This window comes from Adlercreutzia sp. ZJ141 (genome assembly GCF_011038965.1).
Taxonomy (GTDB): Bacteria; Actinomycetota; Coriobacteriia; order Coriobacteriales; family Eggerthellaceae; genus ZJ141.
In genome coordinates this window covers 1-19,220 of the sequence record NZ_JAAKEB010000025.1, presented here as the reverse complement: position 1 = coordinate 19,220, position 19,220 = coordinate 1, and the positions used below count along the sequence as shown (strand labels likewise).

General features: G+C 50.7%; 19 protein-coding genes and 1 pseudogene. 14 read left to right on the top strand and 6 right to left on the bottom strand.

Annotated features, from left to right (window positions below):
• Positions 1-210: 210 nt before the first annotated feature.
• From G7Y44_RS09695 to fabD, 9 genes are all read left to right on the top strand, one after another.
• A complete protein-coding gene (locus G7Y44_RS09695) occupies positions 211-645 on the top strand; it encodes a hypothetical protein (protein WP_165249487.1) in 435 nt (144 codons plus the stop codon).
• A gap of 76 nt (positions 646-721) precedes the next feature.
• On the top strand, positions 722-1,378 hold the full coding sequence (locus G7Y44_RS09690) for an acetyltransferase (protein ID WP_165249485.1): 657 nt from the start codon (positions 722-724) through the stop codon (positions 1,376-1,378).
• A 4-nt stretch (positions 1,379-1,382) separates the two neighbouring features.
• Positions 1,383-2,399, top strand: a complete 1,017-nt coding sequence (locus G7Y44_RS09685) for a ketoacyl-ACP synthase III (RefSeq protein WP_165249483.1) — start codon at positions 1,383-1,385, stop codon at positions 2,397-2,399.
• A complete protein-coding gene (locus G7Y44_RS09680; RefSeq protein ID WP_165249481.1) occupies positions 2,400-3,485 on the top strand; it encodes a 3-oxoacyl-ACP synthase III family protein in 1,086 nt (361 codons plus the stop codon). It begins immediately after the preceding gene.
• Positions 3,478-4,239 carry an SDR family NAD(P)-dependent oxidoreductase gene (locus G7Y44_RS09675; RefSeq protein WP_165249479.1) on the top strand — a complete coding sequence of 254 codons (762 nt, stop codon included), beginning with the start codon at positions 3,478-3,480 and terminating at the stop codon, positions 4,237-4,239. Before G7Y44_RS09680 ends, G7Y44_RS09675 begins: the two co-directional genes overlap by 8 nt.
• 42 nt (positions 4,240-4,281) lie before the next feature.
• Entirely contained in the window at positions 4,282-4,488 is a 207-nt protein-coding gene (locus tag G7Y44_RS09670) for an acyl carrier protein (protein ID WP_165249477.1), read from the top strand.
• Between the two features lie 86 nt (positions 4,489-4,574).
• On the top strand, positions 4,575-5,144 hold the full coding sequence (locus G7Y44_RS09665) for a 4'-phosphopantetheinyl transferase family protein (protein ID WP_165249475.1): 570 nt from the start codon (positions 4,575-4,577) through the stop codon (positions 5,142-5,144).
• On the top strand, positions 5,131-6,675 hold the full coding sequence (locus G7Y44_RS09660; protein WP_165249473.1) for an acyl-CoA carboxylase subunit beta: 1,545 nt from the start codon (positions 5,131-5,133) through the stop codon (positions 6,673-6,675). Before G7Y44_RS09665 ends, G7Y44_RS09660 begins: the two co-directional genes overlap by 14 nt.
• A gap of 25 nt (positions 6,676-6,700) precedes the next feature.
• Positions 6,701-7,585, top strand: a complete 885-nt coding sequence (fabD, locus tag G7Y44_RS09655) for an ACP S-malonyltransferase (protein WP_165249471.1) — start codon at positions 6,701-6,703, stop codon at positions 7,583-7,585.
• Positions 7,586-8,095: 510 nt separating this feature from the next.
• Here fabD and G7Y44_RS09650 read toward each other — a convergent pair.
• From G7Y44_RS09650 to G7Y44_RS09635, 5 genes and pseudogenes are all read right to left on the bottom strand, one after another.
• The gene (locus G7Y44_RS09650) at positions 8,096-8,707 is read right to left on the bottom strand and encodes a transposase (protein WP_165249470.1); all 612 of its coding nucleotides are present in this window, start codon (positions 8,705-8,707) and stop codon (positions 8,096-8,098) included.
• Positions 8,708-9,022: 315 nt separating this feature from the next.
• Positions 9,023-10,735: an IS110 family transposase gene (locus G7Y44_RS09645; RefSeq protein WP_241159246.1), complete on the bottom strand. Its 1,713-nt coding sequence runs from the start codon at positions 10,733-10,735 to the stop codon at positions 9,023-9,025.
• A 90-nt stretch (positions 10,736-10,825) separates the two neighbouring features.
• A pseudogene (locus tag G7Y44_RS10610) lies at positions 10,826-11,056 on the bottom strand (transposase family protein); the annotation flags it as partial.
• Positions 11,056-11,529, bottom strand: coding sequence for a hypothetical protein (locus G7Y44_RS09640; RefSeq protein ID WP_165249466.1), 474 nt, complete (start codon positions 11,527-11,529; stop codon positions 11,056-11,058). The pseudogene G7Y44_RS10610 and the gene G7Y44_RS09640, both read right to left, overlap by 1 nt.
• A gap of 382 nt (positions 11,530-11,911) precedes the next feature.
• A complete protein-coding gene (locus tag G7Y44_RS09635) occupies positions 11,912-12,085 on the bottom strand; it encodes a hypothetical protein (protein ID WP_165249464.1) in 174 nt (57 codons plus the stop codon).
• A 65-nt stretch (positions 12,086-12,150) separates the two neighbouring features.
• Between G7Y44_RS09635 and G7Y44_RS09630 the strand changes: the two genes are divergently transcribed.
• Positions 12,151-12,465, top strand: coding sequence for a helix-turn-helix domain-containing protein (locus G7Y44_RS09630; RefSeq protein WP_206214464.1), 315 nt, complete (start codon positions 12,151-12,153; stop codon positions 12,463-12,465).
• A 4-nt stretch (positions 12,466-12,469) separates the two neighbouring features.
• Entirely contained in the window at positions 12,470-13,840 is a 1,371-nt protein-coding gene (locus G7Y44_RS09625) for an ImmA/IrrE family metallo-endopeptidase (RefSeq protein WP_165249460.1), read from the top strand.
• A 145-nt stretch (positions 13,841-13,985) separates the two neighbouring features.
• Here G7Y44_RS09625 and G7Y44_RS09620 read toward each other — a convergent pair whose 3' ends face one another.
• The gene (locus G7Y44_RS09620; protein ID WP_165046226.1) at positions 13,986-14,375 is read right to left on the bottom strand and encodes a hypothetical protein; all 390 of its coding nucleotides are present in this window, start codon (positions 14,373-14,375) and stop codon (positions 13,986-13,988) included.
• Between the two features lie 153 nt (positions 14,376-14,528).
• On the opposite strand from G7Y44_RS09620, the gene G7Y44_RS09615 reads away from it, so the two are divergent.
• The 3 genes from G7Y44_RS09615 (at position 14,529) to G7Y44_RS09605 (ending at position 18,859) form a co-directional block, all read left to right on the top strand.
• Positions 14,529-16,442, top strand: a complete 1,914-nt coding sequence (locus G7Y44_RS09615; RefSeq protein WP_165249458.1) for a sensor histidine kinase — start codon at positions 14,529-14,531, stop codon at positions 16,440-16,442.
• A 15-nt stretch (positions 16,443-16,457) separates the two neighbouring features.
• Positions 16,458-17,156: a response regulator transcription factor gene (locus tag G7Y44_RS09610; protein WP_165249456.1), complete on the top strand. Its 699-nt coding sequence runs from the start codon at positions 16,458-16,460 to the stop codon at positions 17,154-17,156.
• A gap of 137 nt (positions 17,157-17,293) precedes the next feature.
• Positions 17,294-18,859: an FAD-dependent oxidoreductase gene (locus G7Y44_RS09605; RefSeq protein ID WP_165249489.1), complete on the top strand. Its 1,566-nt coding sequence runs from the start codon at positions 17,294-17,296 to the stop codon at positions 18,857-18,859.
• Positions 18,860-19,220 lie beyond the last annotated feature (361 nt).

Here is a 19,220-nt window from a genome sequence, read left to right as displayed (position 1 = left end):
ACTACGTGAGCACCGTCGGGCTGAACGAGGCCACGATAAAGAAGTACATAAAAGATCAGGAGGACGGCGGCGGGTTCGACCGGTAAGGTGCGAACGCAGCCCCTTTAGGGGCGGCCGGCAAGAGTGCGCTGGGCCATCGCGGCTTGCCGCCGCCGGCATTCGCGACCCTTACAGGGTCGCCCAATCAAGCCACCGGCTATGCCGGTGGTCATGACTCAAAAAACGATTGCAGATATTGAGCAGAAGCTAATTATCGATTGCGTTACGGGTAAGTTCAACTCCAATGTTTGTAATGGAGAGAGTAAAACAAACGTTGACGAGCTTCGTGAATTGCTTGAAGAGCTGGGAATGCCCAAACTAAGTGATGAACAGTCCTTGCAGTTTAATCGCATTTTTGATAGGCAGGTTGTTCCGGTTGTTTCTGTTTCATCGGATAACCCTTGGTACGCTTATGGTATGCGTCGCAGCGAGATGATAACGGCTATTAATGGAGGAGCTTTAACTCAATACTCTCCTGTTCAGATTGGCGCTACTTTGGAAAAGCTACTGAAATCATATTCGATGCTCGAAATACGAGGCCTGGATGGTTATCGGACATTGAAAAGAGCTTCAAACTATAGGTGGGGTTTTCGAAGAAGATCATAGAAGGGGTTCTCGGGTATTGTATGGCCTGTTTTGGCATACAAAATACCCACGATTCGCTCAGAAAGACTGACGAATAATGGCAAAACTAAAGAAATTGGTTCTACTCGGTGCTGGTGGGATGGGCCGAGAGGTTGCTCAGCTTGTAGAGAGGATCAACGCGGTCTCTCTGACGTACGAACTCCTGGGGTTCGTCGATGATGCAGTATTCGATCCCGATACGAAGCTCAACGGATACTCTGTGCTCGGGAGCAGCAAGTGGCTGATAAACCACAGAGACGAGGTTCTCTGCACCTGCACGGTCGGGCATGCCGCGACCAGGGCGAAGCTGCAGGCGAGCCTCGCAAGTCGGGGCGTCGTGTTCGAGTCGATCGTGGCTCCTGATGTGGAGATCCCTAGCTCAACAGCCATAGGGCCTGGCTGCGTCTTCTATCCGGGCGTGAGCATGTCCGTCAATTGCGAAATAGGTCGGGGCGTCCTGCTCAATTCGGGCGTGACGGTCGGTCATGATTCGACGATCGGAGACTTTGCGAGCGTCATGCCCAGCACGGGGATAAGCGGCAACTGCCATATCGGCCGCAGGGTCAACATCGGGGGTCATGCCTTCTTGGTTCCGGGCCGCAAGGTGGGCGACGACGCTACCGTCGCAGCGGGAAGCATCGTATTCAGCAACGTCCGCAAGGGCACGACTGTCCTCGGAAACCCCGCAAGGCGGATGCGCGAGCTGGAAGGATAGGGAGATGCTCAAGTCCTACATCAAAGCCGTTGAATATCACCTGCCTCAAGACGTGCTTGTGAACGACGATTTGGCCAAGCTGTATCCCGAGTGGACCGCGGAGAAGATAGAGGGGAAGACCGGCATACGGGAGCGCAGGATCGCCGCAGAGGGGGAGACGTCACTCGACTTAGCCGAGGCGGCTGCAAGAAAGCTCTTTGAGTGTAGCGACCTAAAGCCCGAACAGGTCGACTTCCTGCTCCTCGTGACGGAGACGCCCGACTACGTTTTACCCGCGTCGGCCTGCGTGCTGCACGGCAAACTCGGCCTTCCCGAGGCGTGCGGCGCCCTTGACGTCAACTTGGGTTGTTCGGGATACGTCTACGGTCTCTCCCTGGCAAAGGGTCTAATATGCGCGGGCATAGCGCGAAACGTGCTGCTGCTCACCGCGGACACATACTCGAAGATTATTCATCCTATGGACAAGTCGACGCGCACCCTCTTTGGAGACGCTGCGGCGGCCACGTGGGTGGCTTCTGACGGCTTCGCCGAAATCATTGACTTCGACCTGGGCTCCCGCGGAGCCGACTACGACCGCCTGATCGTCCCCGCAGGGATGTTCCGTAATCCCAAAAGTGAACTCACGGGTATGGTCGAGGTTGACGAGAACGGCTACGCGCGCAGTAAAGAAAATGTCTTTATGGACGGCACCGACATCATGTCGTTTTCCATTGACGTGGTTCCGAAGAGCGTCGAGAAGCTCCTGGAGCGAAACAAGATGAATAAAGACCAGGTTGACCGTTTCGTCTTCCACCAGGCGAACGAGTTCATGCTCGGCTACCTGCGAAAGAAGATGAGGATACCCGCTGATCGGTTAGAAGTGAGCATGGGCGACATAGGCAACACGGTTTCGTCCTCCGTCCCCATTGCCCTTAAGCGAGCGATGGACAAAGGGAGCATTTCTGAGGGCGCGCGTGTCGTTCTCTGCGGATTTGGAGTGGGGCTCTCCTGGGGCTCTGCTCTGCTGAGGATAGGAGGCTAAATGCTGACGACAAAGGTAGAAGGCGTGAGAATTGCGGGCATTCAGTGCGCGGTTCCGAAAGCCGTGAGAAGAACTGATGAATGGAAAGAGCAGTTCGGTGAGAAGGCGGTCGAGGACTTCAAGAGTATGGTCGGGGTGCAGGAGGTTCATGTCGCTGACGAGGGGCAGACCTCTTCCGACCTAGCGTTCGCCGCTGCGGAGAAGCTTCTAACTGATATGGGGGTCGAGAGAGAAAAGATTGGTTGTCTGGTGTTTGTCACCCAGACCCCCGATTACCGGATTCCTGCCACGGCGTGTGTTCTCCATAAGCGCCTAGATTTATCTAAGGACTGCATTGCGTTTGACATAAACCTTGGCTGTTCCGGCTACGTCTACGGGCTAAACGTCGCCGCCCAGCTTCTGGTCGGCAGCAATTCCGACTACTGCCTCTTGCTTGTCGGGGATACTTCGAACAAAGGTATTTCCCCCGAAGACAAGTCGGCCTGCATGTTGTTCGGCGATTCCGGTGCAGCTACCCTTCTCACCAAGGACGGGAGTGCCGCGCCGATATCGGCGTGCTTCTCCACCGACGGGGACGGATTCAAGGCGATCATCACTCCTTCTGGGGCGTTTAGGAACTGTGGTGCTTCCCCGGACAGGGTCGAGTGGCCTATTGATGGGAACGTTCGTTCCGACTACGAACTCTACATGAACGGCACGGACGTGTTCTCCTTCACCATTTCCGAAGTGCCGCGTCAGATGAAGCGCTTCATGAAAGAGCTCGAGGCAGGGCCGGAGGACTACGACTGCTTCGTCATGCACCAGGCGAACAGGTTCATATTGTTCCAAGTCGCGAAAAAAGCAAAAGTACCCATCGATATAATGCCGATATCCATGGATCGCTACGGGAATACCTCGGTCACATCCATTCCGCTGACGCTCTGTGATCTTAAGCCAAAAGGCACTGACCCCCTGCGTGTGATGATGTGCGGCTTCGGAATCGGTCTTTCTTGGGGGTGTGTTGATGCTCTCATCGACCCTCAAGCGCTCAAGGGAATCATCGAAACGGACGAAGTCTTCGAAGGTGGGGCGGTAAGTCATGATTAACCCAATGGAACTGACTGGAAAGCACATTATTGTTACGGGGGCTTCTTCGGGTATAGGAGCGGGCATTTGCCGCCACATTTCTAAGCTTGGTGCAAAAGTAAGTTTGGTCGCTAGAAACCAGGAAAAGATGGACGATGTTGTGTTGTCTATGGATGGAGCTGGGCATCGTTGTTATCAAGTTGATCTGTCGAATCCACAGGGCATCGAAGCGGCCATAAAATCCATCTGCTCCGATCAGGGTCGCATAGATGGAGCGGTTTATAGTGCAGGTTTGGGTGCTATTACACCTTTGAGACTGCTCAAACCGAAAAAACTAGAGGAACTTGCTACTGTGAATTACTTTTCCTACGTTGAGTTTGCACGGTGTGTAACATCGAGGAAGTACAGAAGCGAAAACTTGTCTTTCGTCGGTATTTCTTCTGTTGCATCACGCCAAGGTGATAAGGGAAAAGTCGGGTATAGCTCCACAAAGGCGGCAATCGATGGTGCAATGCGGGCAATGGCGCATGAGCTGTATGCAGATGGGGTTCGGGTCAATAACGTGCTGCCAGGCTGGGTGAGAACCGATATGTACGATAGGACTATAGAGACTGTTGGACGCGGAAATATCGAAAAGGAATTCGAAATGGTTCAGTTTATCGGAGTTCCGTTGGAGGTGGAGGATATCGCCAATGCGGTTGCCTTCTTGCTGAGTGACGCTTCGCGGTTTATCACGGGCGTCGAATTCGATATAACAGGCGGCAGATTATCGTAATCACTGTGGTTGCGATAGCGAAAAACGAGAAAGGAAAGAAAAATGGAAGAGAAACTTGAACTGATTGCAGAGACACTTGATGTCGATGAGATTTCCGCAGATGCCGTGCTGGCAGACATGGAGGAATGGAACTCCATGAACAAGTTGTCGATCATCGTTATGATCGATGACGAGTGCGGCAAGAAGGTGACCTCCGAGGACATCAAGGGATTCAAGACCGTCCAGGACATCATCGACTTCATGGAGTAAGGCTGTCTGTTTGCGAATACTCTGTACTCAACCCGGGAGGGTATGACGGCTTCCCGGGTTGAGTGTATTTCTGATCTGCAGAAAGCATGCGCTACGCCTATCTGACGGAGACTGCGAACCAGAGGCTCGTATGGGCATTGTTGGACTATGCGTTCTTCTCGCAATTTGGCTTCCGTGCACCTAAGGTTAAAAAACTGCCCTGTGGCAAGCCGGTGTTTGTGGGTTGTCCAGAAGTTCACTTTTCCGTCAGCCACACCAAAGGCTGTGTGATGGTGGTGCTCAGTGATTCGCCCTGCGGGTGTGACATTGAGCTAAGCAGAGTTGTTCCTGCGAAGGTGCTTTCTAAGGTTTCTTCAGTTGAAGAGCGACAAAGCTTCACTCCGCTTGAAATCTGGACGCTGAAGGAAAGCGCGGTGAAGTTTGTCGGAGAGGTTTCAGATGGCGATGTGTACCAATTCATGGCTGGTACACGTTTTGAGCGAGTTGGTGGAAAACCGATTCTTCAAAACAAAGAGCACATTCAAGCGATGACTAAGCTATATGGCAACTATCAGGTTGCTATGTTGTTTGAAGGCAAGGGTACGCTCCCTAATCTCATAGAGATTGGGGAGCGTACCCTTTTTGAGTACGGAAGGTGTGCCGATGTGGGATGTTGAGCACAGGGAAGAGTTGCTAGGCCGTCGTAAGAGAGCGGCCGAGGGGGGTGGCTACGCTCGCATTAAGAAGCAGCATGACAGCGGTAAACTCACCGCGCGTGAGCGCCTGCGAATTCTTTTCGATGCGGGGTCTTTCGTTGAGATTTGCGGGTTTCGCGAGGCTAGGCCAAACGTTTATGGGGATCGCAAAGTCAGCGTTCCTGGTGACGGTGTTGTTGTGGGCTACGGCACTGTCGGCGGCAGGTTGGTGTATGCCTCGTCTGAGGACTTCACGGTAAGTGGTGGCAGTTTAGGCGAGATCCATTCAAAGAATATTTGCCAGGTTATGGATGCGGCTATGAATGCGAAAGCACCGTTTGTCTCTATCAACGACAGTGGTGGCGCACGCATCGATGAAGGCGTGTGTGCTCTTTCGGGCTACAGCGGCATGTTTTTGCGGAATACTCGCATGTCGGGCGTTGTCCCGCAGATTGCAGTTGTGCTCGGGCCTTGTGCAGGCGGTGCGTGTTATTCACCTGCCATCTGTGATTTTGTGTTCATGACGCGCGAAACATCTAAGATGTTTATTACAGGCCCTGCTGTCATCCGCACGGTAACGCGTGAGGAAATCACGCCCGAGGAATTGGGTGGAGCTGATGTTCATGCGAAGGTATCTGGCGTGAACCACTTCGTCTACGACACCGACGAGGCCTGTCTTATGGGCGTTCGCAAACTGTTGTCTTACCTGCCGCAAAACAATCGGCAGAACCCGCCGGTTGTAAGAGGGGAGGCGGTTGATGAATCTCACCGCCTAGAAGAAGTTGTTCCTGATAATCCGAAACGAGCCTACGACGTGCATCGAGTTATCGAAACATTCGTTGACAAAGGGAGCTTTCTAGAGATTCAAGAGCGTTTTGCCCGAAATGTCGTCGTTGGTCTTTGTAGGCTTGACGGACATGTATTAGGGATTGTTGCCAACCAGCCTTCTAACCTTGCAGGAACACTTGACGTTGATGCGTCGGACAAGGCATCCCGCTTCATTAGGTTTTGCGATTGCTTCAACATCCCTATCTTTTCCTTGGTTGATGTATCGGGGTATTTCCCTGGCGTCAAGCAAGAGCATGCGGGAATCATTCGTCACGGCGCAAAGCTTCTCTACGCTTACGCTGAGGCAACGGTACCTAAGGTTACCCTCATCATGCGTAAGGCGTATGGTGGTGCCTACATTGCTATGAACAGTAAGAAGATGGGTGCCGATCTTGTGTTTGCTTGGCCTATCGCAGAGATTGCGGTTATGGGGGCAGAAGGTGCGGTGGAAATCATGCACAAGCGTGAGATTGCTGCGGCGGATAACCCTGACGCAAAGCGCGATGAGCTGGCAGACGAGTATACGAAGAAACACTTAAATCCATACTTCGCAGCTGCAAATGGCTTGGTTGACGAGGTAATTCTTCCAGAAGAAACCAGAAGTCGTATTGCACAGGCGTTTGAGGCACTACGTGACAAGCTGGTGGAGCTGCCTTGGAAAAAACACGGCAACATTCCCCTATAAGAAAATGAATCAGATGGGAGCAGTTATGGGAAAGACGGCAGTTTTGTTCAGTGGACAAGGCGCTCAGCACCCCGGCATGATGAAAGAGGCCTACGAGGCGCTTCCCGCTGCGCGGCGAGTGTTCGATGTTGCAAGTGATGCGTTAGGGCGCGATATCGCAGCGCTGTGCTTTAGTGGCAGTCAAGAAGAAGTAAACCTCACACACAACACGCAACCCTGTGTGTTGGCGGCTGACCTTGCTGCATATGAGGTAGCTAAAGCTCAAGGGATGGTTGCCGACTGCTTTGCGGGGCTTTCCTTAGGTGAGTACGCTGCCCTTGTTTCTGCGGGCTGCTTAGCACTCGAAGATGCGTTTCCGCTGATTCAACTTCGTGCAGATGCTATGCAGTCTGCCGTGCCTGTTGGGCAAGGTGCTATGGCTGCGGTGATGAAGGCGAATCCTGAGGACTTGCGTGCCTTATGTGCAAGTGTGGAGGGCTATGTTGAGTGTGCCAACTACAACTCTCCTAGCCAGATTGTCGTGAGTGGGGAAGCTGACGCCGTTGACTTGCTTATCGCCGCATGCAAGGAACGAAAGATTCGCGTGGTGAAGATTCCGGTGAGCGTTCCTGCTCACTGCAAATTGCTTGAGCCTGCGGCTGACGCACTGGCAGACGCACTGAATGAAGTGTCGCTAAACGATCCCACTGTGCCGGTTTACCTAAACGTTGACGCGTGTCCCATCACCACTGCGGAAAGCTTGCGAGAGAAAATGGTTCAGCAGGTGAAGTCCCCCGTACTCTGGGTCGACACGCTTCAAAACCTGTGGGCTGACGGATGCACCACCTTCATCGAATGCGGCCCTGGTACAACGTTAACAGGCTTCGTAAAGAAAACGCTCAAAGAAGCCCAAGCGATCTCCGTGGAGTGATGAGATTGGGTAAGACGGCGACTTCCGTAGACTCACAGGGTGTTGTCGCCAAAGACTTCCTTGATGAGCTTTTGCTTTGGTACTGCTTGGAAGGAACCGGCCTTGTCTTCCACGTTTAAAGCTTCAAAACGTGAGATGTGTCATTCGGCTGCGTGAATCGTGAAGGTAAAAGTGACTGATTTCATGACAGGCATACTTGAAAAGCACTCTTTCCGTGGGAGGGATTACGTTTTCGGCTGGCTTAGGTATTCTGGACAAACCGAATTCTCGCAGACATGTCTTCTTGGTGGGTAAGTCTTAATTCGTGTGGGAAAAACAGCCAAATCCAATGACTGATCAGGTATAACAAAGAGAATCTAACCCCGAGTTGTCACTTGGGGGCAAAAACAGGGCACACTAACCCAAGCCCTCCATAGAGTAGCTTTAAAATAGATGACCAAAAGCCAAAAAATCGAATATGTTACGACCTGTATGGAGGAGACCTTAAACCCATCGCATGTGACCTCTTCGCTAGCTAGCACCCTCCTTTCTCTTGTCGCTTCTTGTAAACAGCGGGATGGGCTTGTTGGGTTCTCGTTTGTGTCCAAGCACCAACAAACAACGGCGTCTCAAAGCTGCAAAGCTCATAAAGCCACGACACGTGCGAATGATGTCTTTGATCTGTCGGTTCAAGCTTTCTGCTATCGCGTTTGTACGCCCGTATTCCCAGGCGTTGAGAATATAGGTTTTGCGTCTGCTTATGGTGTTAGACACGGTGCGCATCTCAGGTACATCAGTGCGCCGAGCGATAGATATCCATCGCTTCAAAACGGTTTCCATATCGTCCCGGCTTTCAAAGGTTGTATCAGACCATTCGAAGAAAAGCTGGAGGGCAAGATAGGCTCGTTTCAGATCATCTGCCCCGATAGACTCAAGGGAACATCTTACGCATTCGCGTTCTTTTTGCCGTTTGAGCATGTCTTTTCTGGTGAGCATGAGCTTGGCGGCTTTGCGCAGGATACGTCTTTGTTCTTTGTGGTCTATGTCATCTTCGATGGTACGAGTGAGCCGACGTCGCACATCATCAACAGCTTCTGTTACAAGCTTTGCTACATGGAATTCATATGTCCCGAGCCTTGTCAAGAGGCAAAGTCCTCCCGGCCCGGATTTTCCCAGTCCGGGCTGGGAGTAGCTATGTGCATCGCCCCGCTCCGGCTGCGCAGCGGATGTCCGTGTTTAGAAGACGCCTGCGGCGCACACTCAAATCCGCGGGTACCGCGATCTCGCACGCGGCCCGCACTCCAGTCGTTCGGTAAGGGCCTTCCGCCGATGGGGAATCATCGTCTTCACTTATCCCGCGCGTGCCGCGTACGCGGTGCGCAAATTCCAATCGCGGGTTCCCTCATCCTGCCGGACGGCCGGCGCCGGGGCGGATGCTATGTGGTAGGTGCGCCGCAGCTAGGCAGGGCGCGAAGCGACGTGTGGTGCCTGCTCGTCCTCGACCATGCACCCGATCGCCCACACCCAGCGTATGAGCTCGTTGGCAATGGCGATCTTCACCTTGTTGGGGTGCTTCTTCTGCTCGGAGAGGTGCTGTCGGCGCTTGGCGAGCCTGCGGTCGGCTTTGCGACATGTGGCCTTGACCTCGGGAGACACGACTTGGCCTGCCCTGAGGACCTTGCTGTCTTTGTACTTGTACCTCCCGCTGCCGGTTATCCCCTCGACGAGCAGGGTGCGGCAGACGGCGTTGCCGGCTTTGGTGATGCCTCCGTGGTGCCCCTTGCCCCCGCTCTCGCTATGGGACGGCACGGTGCCGAGCCACTTGGACACATCCCGCCCGCTCCTGAAGCGGTGGAAGCTCCCTATCTCGCACGCGAGGGTGAGGGCGGTCAGCTTGCCGACGCCCCGAAGCAGCGATATCGCGTCCACGTAGGGCTTCCATCGCGGCAGATCGCAGAGGGCATCGAGCCTGGCCTCGAGGTCCTTCACGCGCTCTGTGCCTTCCTCGACGGCGCGCAGGCTGAACGTGAGCGCCTCGTCGGCGCAAGCGTTGCCGAGGTCGGCGGACTTTATCCATGCAACAAAGTTCTTCGTCCACGAGTTCTTGAGGGTGCCATCAGGTGTCTTCTCGTTCCAGACGTAGCCGTGGCGCAGCAGGATAGCCGAGGTCTGGAGTTTGGCAACCTTAACAGCATCAACCGCCGCCACCCGCGCACGGCACAAATCGCGCATCGCCTCGGTTTCGGGGTCGGGCGTCCACACCGCGGTGTAGGTCTTCTCCATGCTCACGAGCTCGGAGAGCAAGCGTGCGGCGTCCCTGCTGTCGTTTTTACGCTGCTTGTCGTCGATGGAGCGCGCAATGCTGCTTACGGCCACCACGTCGCAGCCTATCCCCTCACGACGAAGTTCGCGACAGAGGTGGAACCCGGTGCAGCCGCTCTCGTAGGCCGCATACCAGGGGCCGGCAAAGCTCTGCTTCATCCAAGACGCTATCACGGCGGGAGACGGCGCGTCGTTGAACCTCTTCGTCGCGGTCTCTCCCGTGGAGCGGTCGAGACCCTTGACGGTGGTCGTCCTGGCGTGGACGTCCATGCCGAACACGGAGCAGTACTCGGACTCTACGGCGTACTTCGTCATGAGGGGGTCCTCCTTCTCCACGGCGGCGCGTTCTTGCGCGCCGCATTCAGATACTGGGATCTCATTGTCGCATCCCGTCTGGGCTGGCGGGCCCTTTTTTCCGGGGCGGTGATCTCCCAGATCCTGTCGCTCGGGACATACTGTCTTATCAGCATAGATAACTGCACCAGGAAAATACTTTTCTGCAAGGCTGATGTAGGAGCCGTTCAGGTCACACGATATAGTTGCCACCGCATCACGCTCGCCTTTTGTGAAGCTTTCCAGATACGCTGTGACGGTTTTCGGATCATCTCCTGCAAGCATGTCAACGAGCGTCTTTTCATCGGCATCATAGATACAGCTTGCCATATGAGGCTCACCTTTTCTGATTGCAATCCTTTTAGGAAATGCTTTAACCTCATCAATACAGAGGTTGTGTGGCAAGTAGTGTTTGGGCATTTGTGCGTTTGCTTCAAGCTTGGTAAGGATGTTTTTAGAAGCACCAGTTATGCGCTCAAGTTCAGCGATGGTTTTGCCTTTTCCCAGTTCATCCAAAATAAATGCTTCCAGGCGAGTGCTTACGTGAGGTGTAAGTCGGCAGAGAAGTGGCTGGTCTTCTGTAAAGGTCTTACCACACATTGGGCATCGAAAGCGTCTCTTCTTAAGAGCGATAAGACAAGGCTTTCCAGCGTAAGGCGCGTGATAGACCGTAGCGGTTGTGCTGCCGTGGGCATGTGTTTTACACCTACACTCAGGGCAATGTATCTCTTGGGCGATACGAGTGACTTTGACAGAGGTGTGTGTTTTAGCATCACGTATGTCATCTACCCGATAGGCGCTCCCATCAATGCCGATAAGCTCTGCACTTCTTCTCATTATGACCACCACCTATCCCACGCATCGTGTGCAATACCACACCAGCCAGGGCAGGGTATATCGGTGTCATTTGAGTTTGCACAGCCACCTCGCGCACACTTTTCGGATAAAAGCATAAGGACAAGCACATCTTTGGTGCTGAGATTCTCCTCTTCAAATGCTCGCAAAGCAGTCTGTTCATCACGAGCAAGTTTTCCTGTCTTTGATTCTGTATCTCCGGTTTTAGCAGCATCACGTGCTTTGCACTGTGCGTCATATACTTCAAGTGCTCTACACCACCCGGGACACTCCTTCATCCCAGGGGATGTTTTCGATAGTCGTGTATACACACACCCATACTTGCCACACTGCCCTACAAGCAGTCGTATTACTTCTGCATCTATCGAGTTTCCTTGTCCTGATAAAAGGCGCTCAAGTGCTCTTTGTTCAGTTGCACTTGGCTTAGGTTCTGATATGCGTCTCCTGTATTCCATGGCACCCCCCTCTCAGAAAGAGATGACATCTTGGTCTGCCGTGGCAACCTTAAGCTCATCCATTGATTCGAGGTGCGAGAGCATCGCACAGAAACCTGGGCATCCAAGTTCGTCTGCGGGGATATACCAGCTATCCTTATACAGGTCACTAATGCAGCGCCCTGAGTTAAGACAACGATCACAAAGTCTGTCGAGTGCTCGTATGCCCAGCCATCTGAATGGCCGGTTAAGCGAGAGTCTAATCGCTAGGCGCTCGTATAGGCGCGCTTTTACTCCAACGGTGGTATTGCCTGTGTTCTTCATGTTCCTCTTACTTTCCGAGGGTGCGGGCTACCATAGGGGTCTTGGGGGAGGTGTGAGCTTCCCTAAGACCCCAAACAGATCAGCGGACGGGCAAGGCATCCTGTCCCTCTATACGTTGAATAATGACACCCGTCCTGCTTTCCAAACTGTAAGGCTTGGGGGCATGGGCAGACTCACAAAATGGCCCACCACGCAAAAACAGGCGGAAAACATGGTTAGAGTCTAATGCTTGTAATGTCGGAAAATCAGACATATAATAGCCTTCCAGTATAGTTTCATGTCGGTGTATTTGCGGTGTGAATGAGAAAGGGATCAGTTATGACCGAGTTGGGCAGCAGGATTAAGAAGGCGAGGACAGACTTGCATCTGTCTCAGGAGTACGTTGCTGGCTACCTTGGCATCGGTCGCTCTGCCGTGGCCGAAATCGAGTCTGGCCGCAGGGGCGTGAAGGCTGACGAGCTTGGCAAGCTGAGCGACCTCTTCCTTATTTCTGCAGATCATCTTCTCAAAGGTAGCGAGACCTCTACGCCATCTCAGATGTTTGCACGTGGTTTCGACCAGCTCGACGAGGCAGATCAGCAGGAGATTCTCAACCTCATCAAATTCAAGCGGGCCATGAAGGAAAAGGTATAGAACCTTGGAGACGGACTACGCTCAACTAGCGAATGCTGGTATGACACCAGAACTCTTGGCGGAAACTTTTCTTGAAAATCATTTTGGTGGAGCTGAGCCCGAATACCCCGTCAATCCATTTAAAATCTTGAGGGATTGTGGGGTTGTGTTTTCGTTTCGACCTTTCGAAAAATACGAGGGTCTCTACATTCCAGCAGAGGGTGAGGACGATATCCCGGTTGTGGGTATCAACCTTAACCGCCCGATAACAAGGCAAAGATACACTGCCGCTCACGAACTCTGTCACCATTTGAAGGATGCGCGGTCCGGTGTCGTGTGTCCGATTGGATCTCGCTCCAAAATCGAACGATATGCCGAAAAATTCGCCGCCTGCCTGCTGATGCCCAGGACGGCTATGGCTCGGCAGATTGACTTAAGGGGCAAGAACGGGTGTGTGACACCAGATGGTGTTTTGCAAATCGCTGACTTCTTCGGGGTTAGCTTCGCTGCTTGTGTGAATAGGGTTGCTTTCGACTTTCATGCCCTTAAAGGCTATTCAACCGCCAATGATGTAAAGCGGCTGAAGAAATCGTTCGGACCCGACGCCAAGCGTAGAAGGCTTGGCATGACGGATGCTGTTATGTATAGGCAGCTACTCGATTCTGTCGAGGATATAATTCAGATTGAGATGAACCCTTCGAAACGCCAGCGATTCAAGGCAAACTACGTTTACCACGACAGTCGAATGGAAGGCGTTACGGTTGACCAGGAAACAGCTTCGGAGATTGTAGTTGATCTTCGTATCAATGGTAGTTCAAGTCGTTATTGCGATGTGCAAAATTCCGACCTGATCGAGGTTGCCGGGCTTGCAAAGGCATACGACTTCATTTTTGATCATGTTTCGTCGGGAGAAAGAATCTCTGTCTATGATGCTAAGATCTTCAACGAGAAACTATTCTCCCTGTCCCCTCATCCCGAATTCGGAGGAAGATATAGGGAGTCTAATACGCTGGTCATGGGGGCTAAGTTCGAGACTATGGACTACCGCGACATTCCAGCCGAGTTTCTGGCTGCGAGAAAGAACCTTGATTCTATGCTCGAAAAGGAAACTTCTATGACTGCCTCGGAATACATTGAAGCCGTAGTGAGGTTTCATCATCAGCTGACTGTGTTGCATCCGTTTAGGGATGGAAACGGAAGATCGGCCAGGGGCATGGTCAATATTCTCCTTATGCACAGAGGCTTTCCTCCGGCTTTGTTTGTGGAGGGGATGAAAGTTCGGTACAAGAACGCTTTAGCTATTGCTGACAGAACGGGCAACTGCAATGAGCTGTTTTGCATCTACTGCTCGCAAATACTTGAGTCGTTTGCTATTCTCTCGGATACCGCTATGTAACTTGAAGCGGCAAAACAATGGGCTAGTCAGGTTGAGCGAGAGCCGTAAAACTGAAAACCAGAGGTTATAGAAATAAAGAAAGCGCTTGAGGGAGGTAAATTACATACCGTTCAAGCGCTTTGCTTACCTGCATGGTACCATGCGATCACTTTATGTCAAGGACTTTTCTCTGTCTGTTTACCAGCTTTAATCGTCTGAGGTTTTTGAACTTATCTGATAACATTCTCAGCTCATGTTCTATGGCCCGGTCGGGTACACCCTTCATACGTCTCGAATCGATAATGACACATGGTGATTGGTGGAGGGCTTTGTGTAGATTTCGCTGCAGGGATTTCATACTTGAGGACGTGGGTGCTTTCATCTCCCATTTTACGCCGTCGATGAGGACGTCCGCAGATGCCACATGCTGCTCTTCGCTACGCCTGATGAATTCAACGATGAGACCAGACTTTGCAAGCGCCCGAGCGGTTTCCATCTCATGCGGCCATACGTTGGCATCAGGCGGGACGATTATTTTTCCTGTTCGGCTTTGCATAACGCACTTCCATCCTGTCCGCATGTGGTAGCTGATGTCATGCGGGCGGTTCCGATTGATTTTTCTGTGATGTGCTGGTGTGGCTGATTCGCAATGATCGGGCATTGTTTTACCACGCAAAGGTCTTCTGATCAACTATCGAAGGTTCATCAAATGAGCAACAAGAAAGCCATCATTCTTGCCGCTGGTAAATCATCTAAATTCTACCCTCCGCTTTACGATAAACCAAAGGCTAAAGCTGTATCGGTTTTTCTCGGTGTTTTCTTCGTTACGTTTGGGTTGTTGCTGATCGTGAACTTAAACGGTCTCACTTTGAGAGGAGATTCGCTTGCAAGCTTAAGTGATTCGCAGGAAATCTTCTCTCTTGAAAGCAACGACAAAAGCAAAGATGGCAATGATATATATCGATACAGTGTAGGGTCGGATTTACCCGATATCTCTCTATTGGCATTTGCGCCACATTCTTTATCGGTGTATCACAATGGGAATCTGGAATACCGTTGGGATGCGACCAAGCAGTTTGCAAGTGCGATTTCCATTCCTCTTGGCACATTGTCTGCGTTCGACACTATTACCATTGAGATTGACTCAGGATGGGATAGTCGCAGGCTTTATGTTGGGTTGACGAGTGTAGTAAACGGGTATATCTCACTATTTGAGAGTGTTCAAGTATTCATTATGGGATTACTTATTGCTATCGGAGTTTATGCAGTTTCCCTTTTTGCGTTTAAGCCGAAAGAGACGTACTTCTTGAGCTTTATGGTGTACGACATATTCACGGTTGCGCTGGTGTTCGTTAGTTCGAATCTGTTTCTACAATTTCTTTCGAAGAATCTTGCAAGCGTGATGCAAATGCTCGACTACAATTCGACACTGCTGCTTATTTTAGGATTTTTACAAACAGTATCGTCTTTTAGATTGCTTTATATCTCGATACCACGACCGCTATCCCATTTGTTCTCGTGGTACGGAATTGCTTTATGTTGCCTGGCCTTCCGCTTCTTTTTTGCTGGTTACAGCATTGAGAAGGAGTTCTTTCGAATATTAATAACCTCTCTGGGGGCTATCGCTGTTCTATGGGGTGTGGCTAAGCATAAGCAAGGATCCTATATTCTTCTGGTTGGATATGCGGTCGTTTTAGCAGTACAGGCCATTTTGAGTATTGTAGACGCAGGTAACGTACTACAAGAAAGCTTGGCTTTGACAACAATTCGAAGTCTGCGTCTCTCATTCGTTTTGTTTTCTATTACGACGATGCTCTTTATTAACTACCGCTTCTCAAATAAGTTTAAGGAAGCAGAACGGTTGGCAATCTCGCGACAGGAATTAATTTCCACGCTTGATAAAAAAGTTGATGAGCAAACTGCAAAAATACGAGAACAAGATCGTAAAAGACAAGCAATGATGGCGAATATTTTTCACGACCTTAGAAGTCCTCTATTTGTGGTGAAGGGTTTACTGGAGAGCGTGGCTGCTGATCAAGCCTTTGACGCACGCAAATTACATATTATTAAAGAAAGGGTCGATTACATTGCTGATTTATCCGAGGATTTGCTTTTGTCAGCAAAACTCGAAGATGGGCAGGTCTCGATTATGTGTGACGTTGTTGACCTTAATCGCCTGGTTTGCGAGGTTGTCGAGTCTTTCTCTGATAGTGCTCGAAAGCGAGAAGTGACTCTCCGAACTGAATTGCATGGTGCTACTCCAGAGCTTCTTATTTGGGGTGATGAGTTGCGATTAAAGCAGGCTATAGCTAATGTTGTCATAAATGCTCTGAACTATTCTCCATTAGGTGAAGTTGTTCATGTGGAAACATATGCTAGAGGTAGTATTGCGGGTTTGTCGATTGAGGACAATGGAATTGGAATAGAGCCAAATGAGCTAAGGAACATATTCTCTCGTTACTATCGAGCAAGTCACACCAATTCTAGGAACTCATCTGGGCTAGGTCTCTCTATTGCTGCTGATCTTATTGATCTTCACAGAGGGACAATTAAGGCAACAAGCGCTGTTGGTGAAGGAACGCGTTTCACGATTGAGATTCCTCTTTTAGAACAAGCGAACTGAACGGAGAATGGTGTTATGAGTAGTGAGAAACGAATCGAAATACTCTTAATTGAGGATGATGATATTATCGCAGAGGTTCTTCAATTCTTCTTATCTACAAATGAAGAGTATGTGCTTACTCATACACGAACGGCTGAAGCAGCGCTTATGCGTTTGGATACTGAAACGTACGATGTTGTGCTTCTTGATATTCTCCTGCCAGATGATGATGGTGTAAGTGTGTGCAAAAAGATTCGCACCCGTTGTGATTGCCCTGTTATCTTTATAAGCTGCCTGGACGACGACATGACAATTGTAAAAGCGCTTGAAGCGGGTGGGGATGATTATCTCGTGAAGCCATTTGATAACGCAGTTCTTAATGCAAGAATTCGGGCGAATCTGAGACGTAGAAGAATCGATGCAACAACAGTCGATGTTGGATTATATGAATCATCGGATTTCATATTGGATGCAAGAAGACAGATGATTATTATCGATGGAGATGAACGCTCTTTAACACCAATAGAATTCCGGGTTCTCAAATACTTGATGACGCATCCAAACAAGTACATGACCTCGAAAGAGATTTATGAGGCAATATGGGGTAGCGATGATTGCGGTGACGCAAGAACTGTCTTTGTTCATATTTGCAACATCAGAAGAAAAATTGAGCGAGACCCTTCTAATCCCGAACATATAAAAAGCGTGTGGGGGAAGGGCTATACATTCACTTAGCGTGGAGTATCTAGGTTGAAGAAATCTTAAACAATAGAAAGAATCTTAAACTGCCCTTAATGCTATAGCTCATTGTAACCCTGATAGGATTTTGACATCAGCTAAAGACGGCTGATGTCGTAAGGAAGGGGTTTGAAATGAGTGGAAAAATCACTCGAAGGAGTTTTTTGACTGGAGCTGCTGTTGGGGCAGCGAGTTTGGGTGTATGGGGTGCGCTTGGCGGATGCTCGCCTTCTGCCCGGACCGATGAAGATAATTCGGTTTCCGAGGTTCAGAATTCGTCTTTTGCTCAAAGGGTGACAAAGGATGTAGATGCAGACGTTGTTGTAGTTGGCGCAGGAGTTGCGGGTCTGGCTGCTGCAGTGAAGTGTGCCGATGAAGGTCTCAACACAGTTCTTATTGAGGCTAGCGAAGTGCGCGGGGGTTATGGGCCAGAGGGAATCTGCGCCGTAAACAGTAGCTTGAGCAAAGCAGCAGGCATCGATTTGGCTGATGCTGAAGTTGCTGAGTTGGTTCATCACGATGATGAGTTCTTTAATTATCGGCTTAATGCACTGTTTATGCGGGACTTTTTCAGCGGATCTGGCGCTATGATTGATTGGCTTGTTGAAAAGGGAGTGGAGTTCACAGGCGTTGTTGACAACTACAAAGGAATCGGACGATTTGAGACGTTCCATTGGTTTCCTGGAGATCATAATTGCGCAAATGCCTATTCTGCGCATATGGAAGAAGCATTTTTAGCCCAGCCTAATACGCAATTTCTTACTGACACACGAGGTAGAGAATTGCTGTTAGATGAAAAAGGCGCAGTGGTTGGCGTGATTGCGACCAATTCTAAGGAAGATGAAGTAACTCAGTTCAACTGTAAGGCAGTAATTCTTGCTAGTGGTGGTTACGGAGCAAATCCTGAAATGGTTGAAAGATACCACCCGACTATGTATGAGGGTCGTTGGATTTGCGATGGAATTATGACCAATGTGGGAGATGGTCTCACAATGGCCGTTTCTGCGGGCGGAAGAAATGTGGCACCAGAGCGATGCTTCCTTGGACATCTCTATTGCTATGGTAAAGATGAGAGTCTCTATAAGCTGGGAGAACGCGGTCATGGTTGTTGGGTAAACCAGGATGCTGAGCGATTTACCAATGAGGGGTGTTCCAAAACCGCCGCGCTAGCCGTTCTTAACCCTGTGCGTGAGCAGAAGGATACTTTTGCGATTTACGATGCTAAGGCAATCGAGGCTGCTGGTAAAGGCTGGCTGGATGCAGCCAAGGCAGCTGCGGAAGCTGGTGACTCCGAGCTTCTTATGGCAGACTCTATAGCGGATCTTGCTGATTTAATTGGTGTCGATAATGAGCAGTTGGTTGCAACCATCAATCGGTATAACGAACACTGTGATGCTGGGATTGATGCAGATTATTTGAAAGATCCTAGCTTCCTTATCAAACTTGATACTCCGCCCTTCTTTGCGGCGCATCAACTGATGGTTGGACATGGCTCAATAGGAGGCATTGCTGTGGATCGTAATTACCGTGTTGTTCGTAACGATTTCAGTGTTGTCGAAGGTCTTTTTGCTGCAGGAACGGATAGTTCGCAGCTGTATAGGGAAACTTATAAGATTGAGATTCCTGGATCCTGCATGGGTACTAATGTCTTCTCAGGTATGAGGGCAGCAGAGACCATAGCCTCTCAGCTGCACGTATAAGCTGTTTGACGATCCGACTGTGAACAGCACTTACAGAGCCTGTTTAACGTTCGTTACCCAGCTGTCTGAATGGCCGGTTGACCGAGAGCCTAATCGCTATGCGCTCGTATAGACGCGCTTTTACTCCTACGGTGGTATTGCCTGTGTTCTTCATGTTCCTCTAACTTTCCGAGGGTACGGGCTGCCATAGGGGTCTTGGGGGAGGGTCAAGCTCTCCCAAGACCCCGATTAGATGTGAGCGTCAAAACACCCGCATATTTAGCTTCTAGCCGATAGGTGCCACAATTGTTGCAACCTGATGGAAGGAAGTGACGATGGCACCGCAAGAAAGAAGATCAATGCGACGCGAGCAGGTAGAACG

Excerpts from the sequence above, each read along its gene's own strand:
- G7Y44_RS09685 (WP_165249483.1), top strand. The coding sequence starts at position 1,383 with ATGCTCAAGTCCTACATCAAAGCCGTTGAATATCACCTGCCTCAAGAC.
- G7Y44_RS09605 (WP_165249489.1), top strand. The coding sequence starts at position 17,294 with ATGAGTGGAAAAATCACTCGAAGGAGTTTTTTGACTGGAGCTGCTGTT.
- G7Y44_RS09660 (WP_165249473.1), top strand. The coding sequence starts at position 5,131 with ATGTGGGATGTTGAGCACAGGGAAGAGTTGCTAGGCCGTCGTAAGAGA.
- G7Y44_RS09610 (WP_165249456.1), top strand. The coding sequence starts at position 16,458 with ATGAGTAGTGAGAAACGAATCGAAATACTCTTAATTGAGGATGATGAT.
- G7Y44_RS09680 (WP_165249481.1), top strand. The coding sequence starts at position 2,400 with ATGCTGACGACAAAGGTAGAAGGCGTGAGAATTGCGGGCATTCAGTGC.
- G7Y44_RS09665 (WP_165249475.1), top strand. The coding sequence starts at position 4,575 with ATGCGCTACGCCTATCTGACGGAGACTGCGAACCAGAGGCTCGTATGG.
- G7Y44_RS09635 (WP_165249464.1), bottom strand. The coding sequence starts at position 12,085 with ATGTCTGATTTTCCGACATTACAAGCATTAGACTCTAACCATGTTTTC.
- fabD (WP_165249471.1), top strand. The coding sequence starts at position 6,701 with ATGGGAAAGACGGCAGTTTTGTTCAGTGGACAAGGCGCTCAGCACCCC.
- G7Y44_RS09670 (WP_165249477.1), top strand. The coding sequence starts at position 4,282 with ATGGAAGAGAAACTTGAACTGATTGCAGAGACACTTGATGTCGATGAG.
- G7Y44_RS09690 (WP_165249485.1), top strand. The coding sequence starts at position 722 with ATGGCAAAACTAAAGAAATTGGTTCTACTCGGTGCTGGTGGGATGGGC.
- G7Y44_RS09615 (WP_165249458.1), top strand. The coding sequence starts at position 14,529 with ATGAGCAACAAGAAAGCCATCATTCTTGCCGCTGGTAAATCATCTAAA.
- G7Y44_RS09640 (WP_165249466.1), bottom strand. The coding sequence starts at position 11,529 with ATGGAATACAGGAGACGCATATCAGAACCTAAGCCAAGTGCAACTGAA.
- G7Y44_RS09695 (WP_165249487.1), top strand. The coding sequence starts at position 211 with ATGACTCAAAAAACGATTGCAGATATTGAGCAGAAGCTAATTATCGAT.
- G7Y44_RS09620 (WP_165046226.1), bottom strand. The coding sequence starts at position 14,375 with ATGCAAAGCCGAACAGGAAAAATAATCGTCCCGCCTGATGCCAACGTA.
- G7Y44_RS09630 (WP_206214464.1), top strand. The coding sequence starts at position 12,151 with ATGACCGAGTTGGGCAGCAGGATTAAGAAGGCGAGGACAGACTTGCAT.
- G7Y44_RS09675 (WP_165249479.1), top strand. The coding sequence starts at position 3,478 with ATGATTAACCCAATGGAACTGACTGGAAAGCACATTATTGTTACGGGG.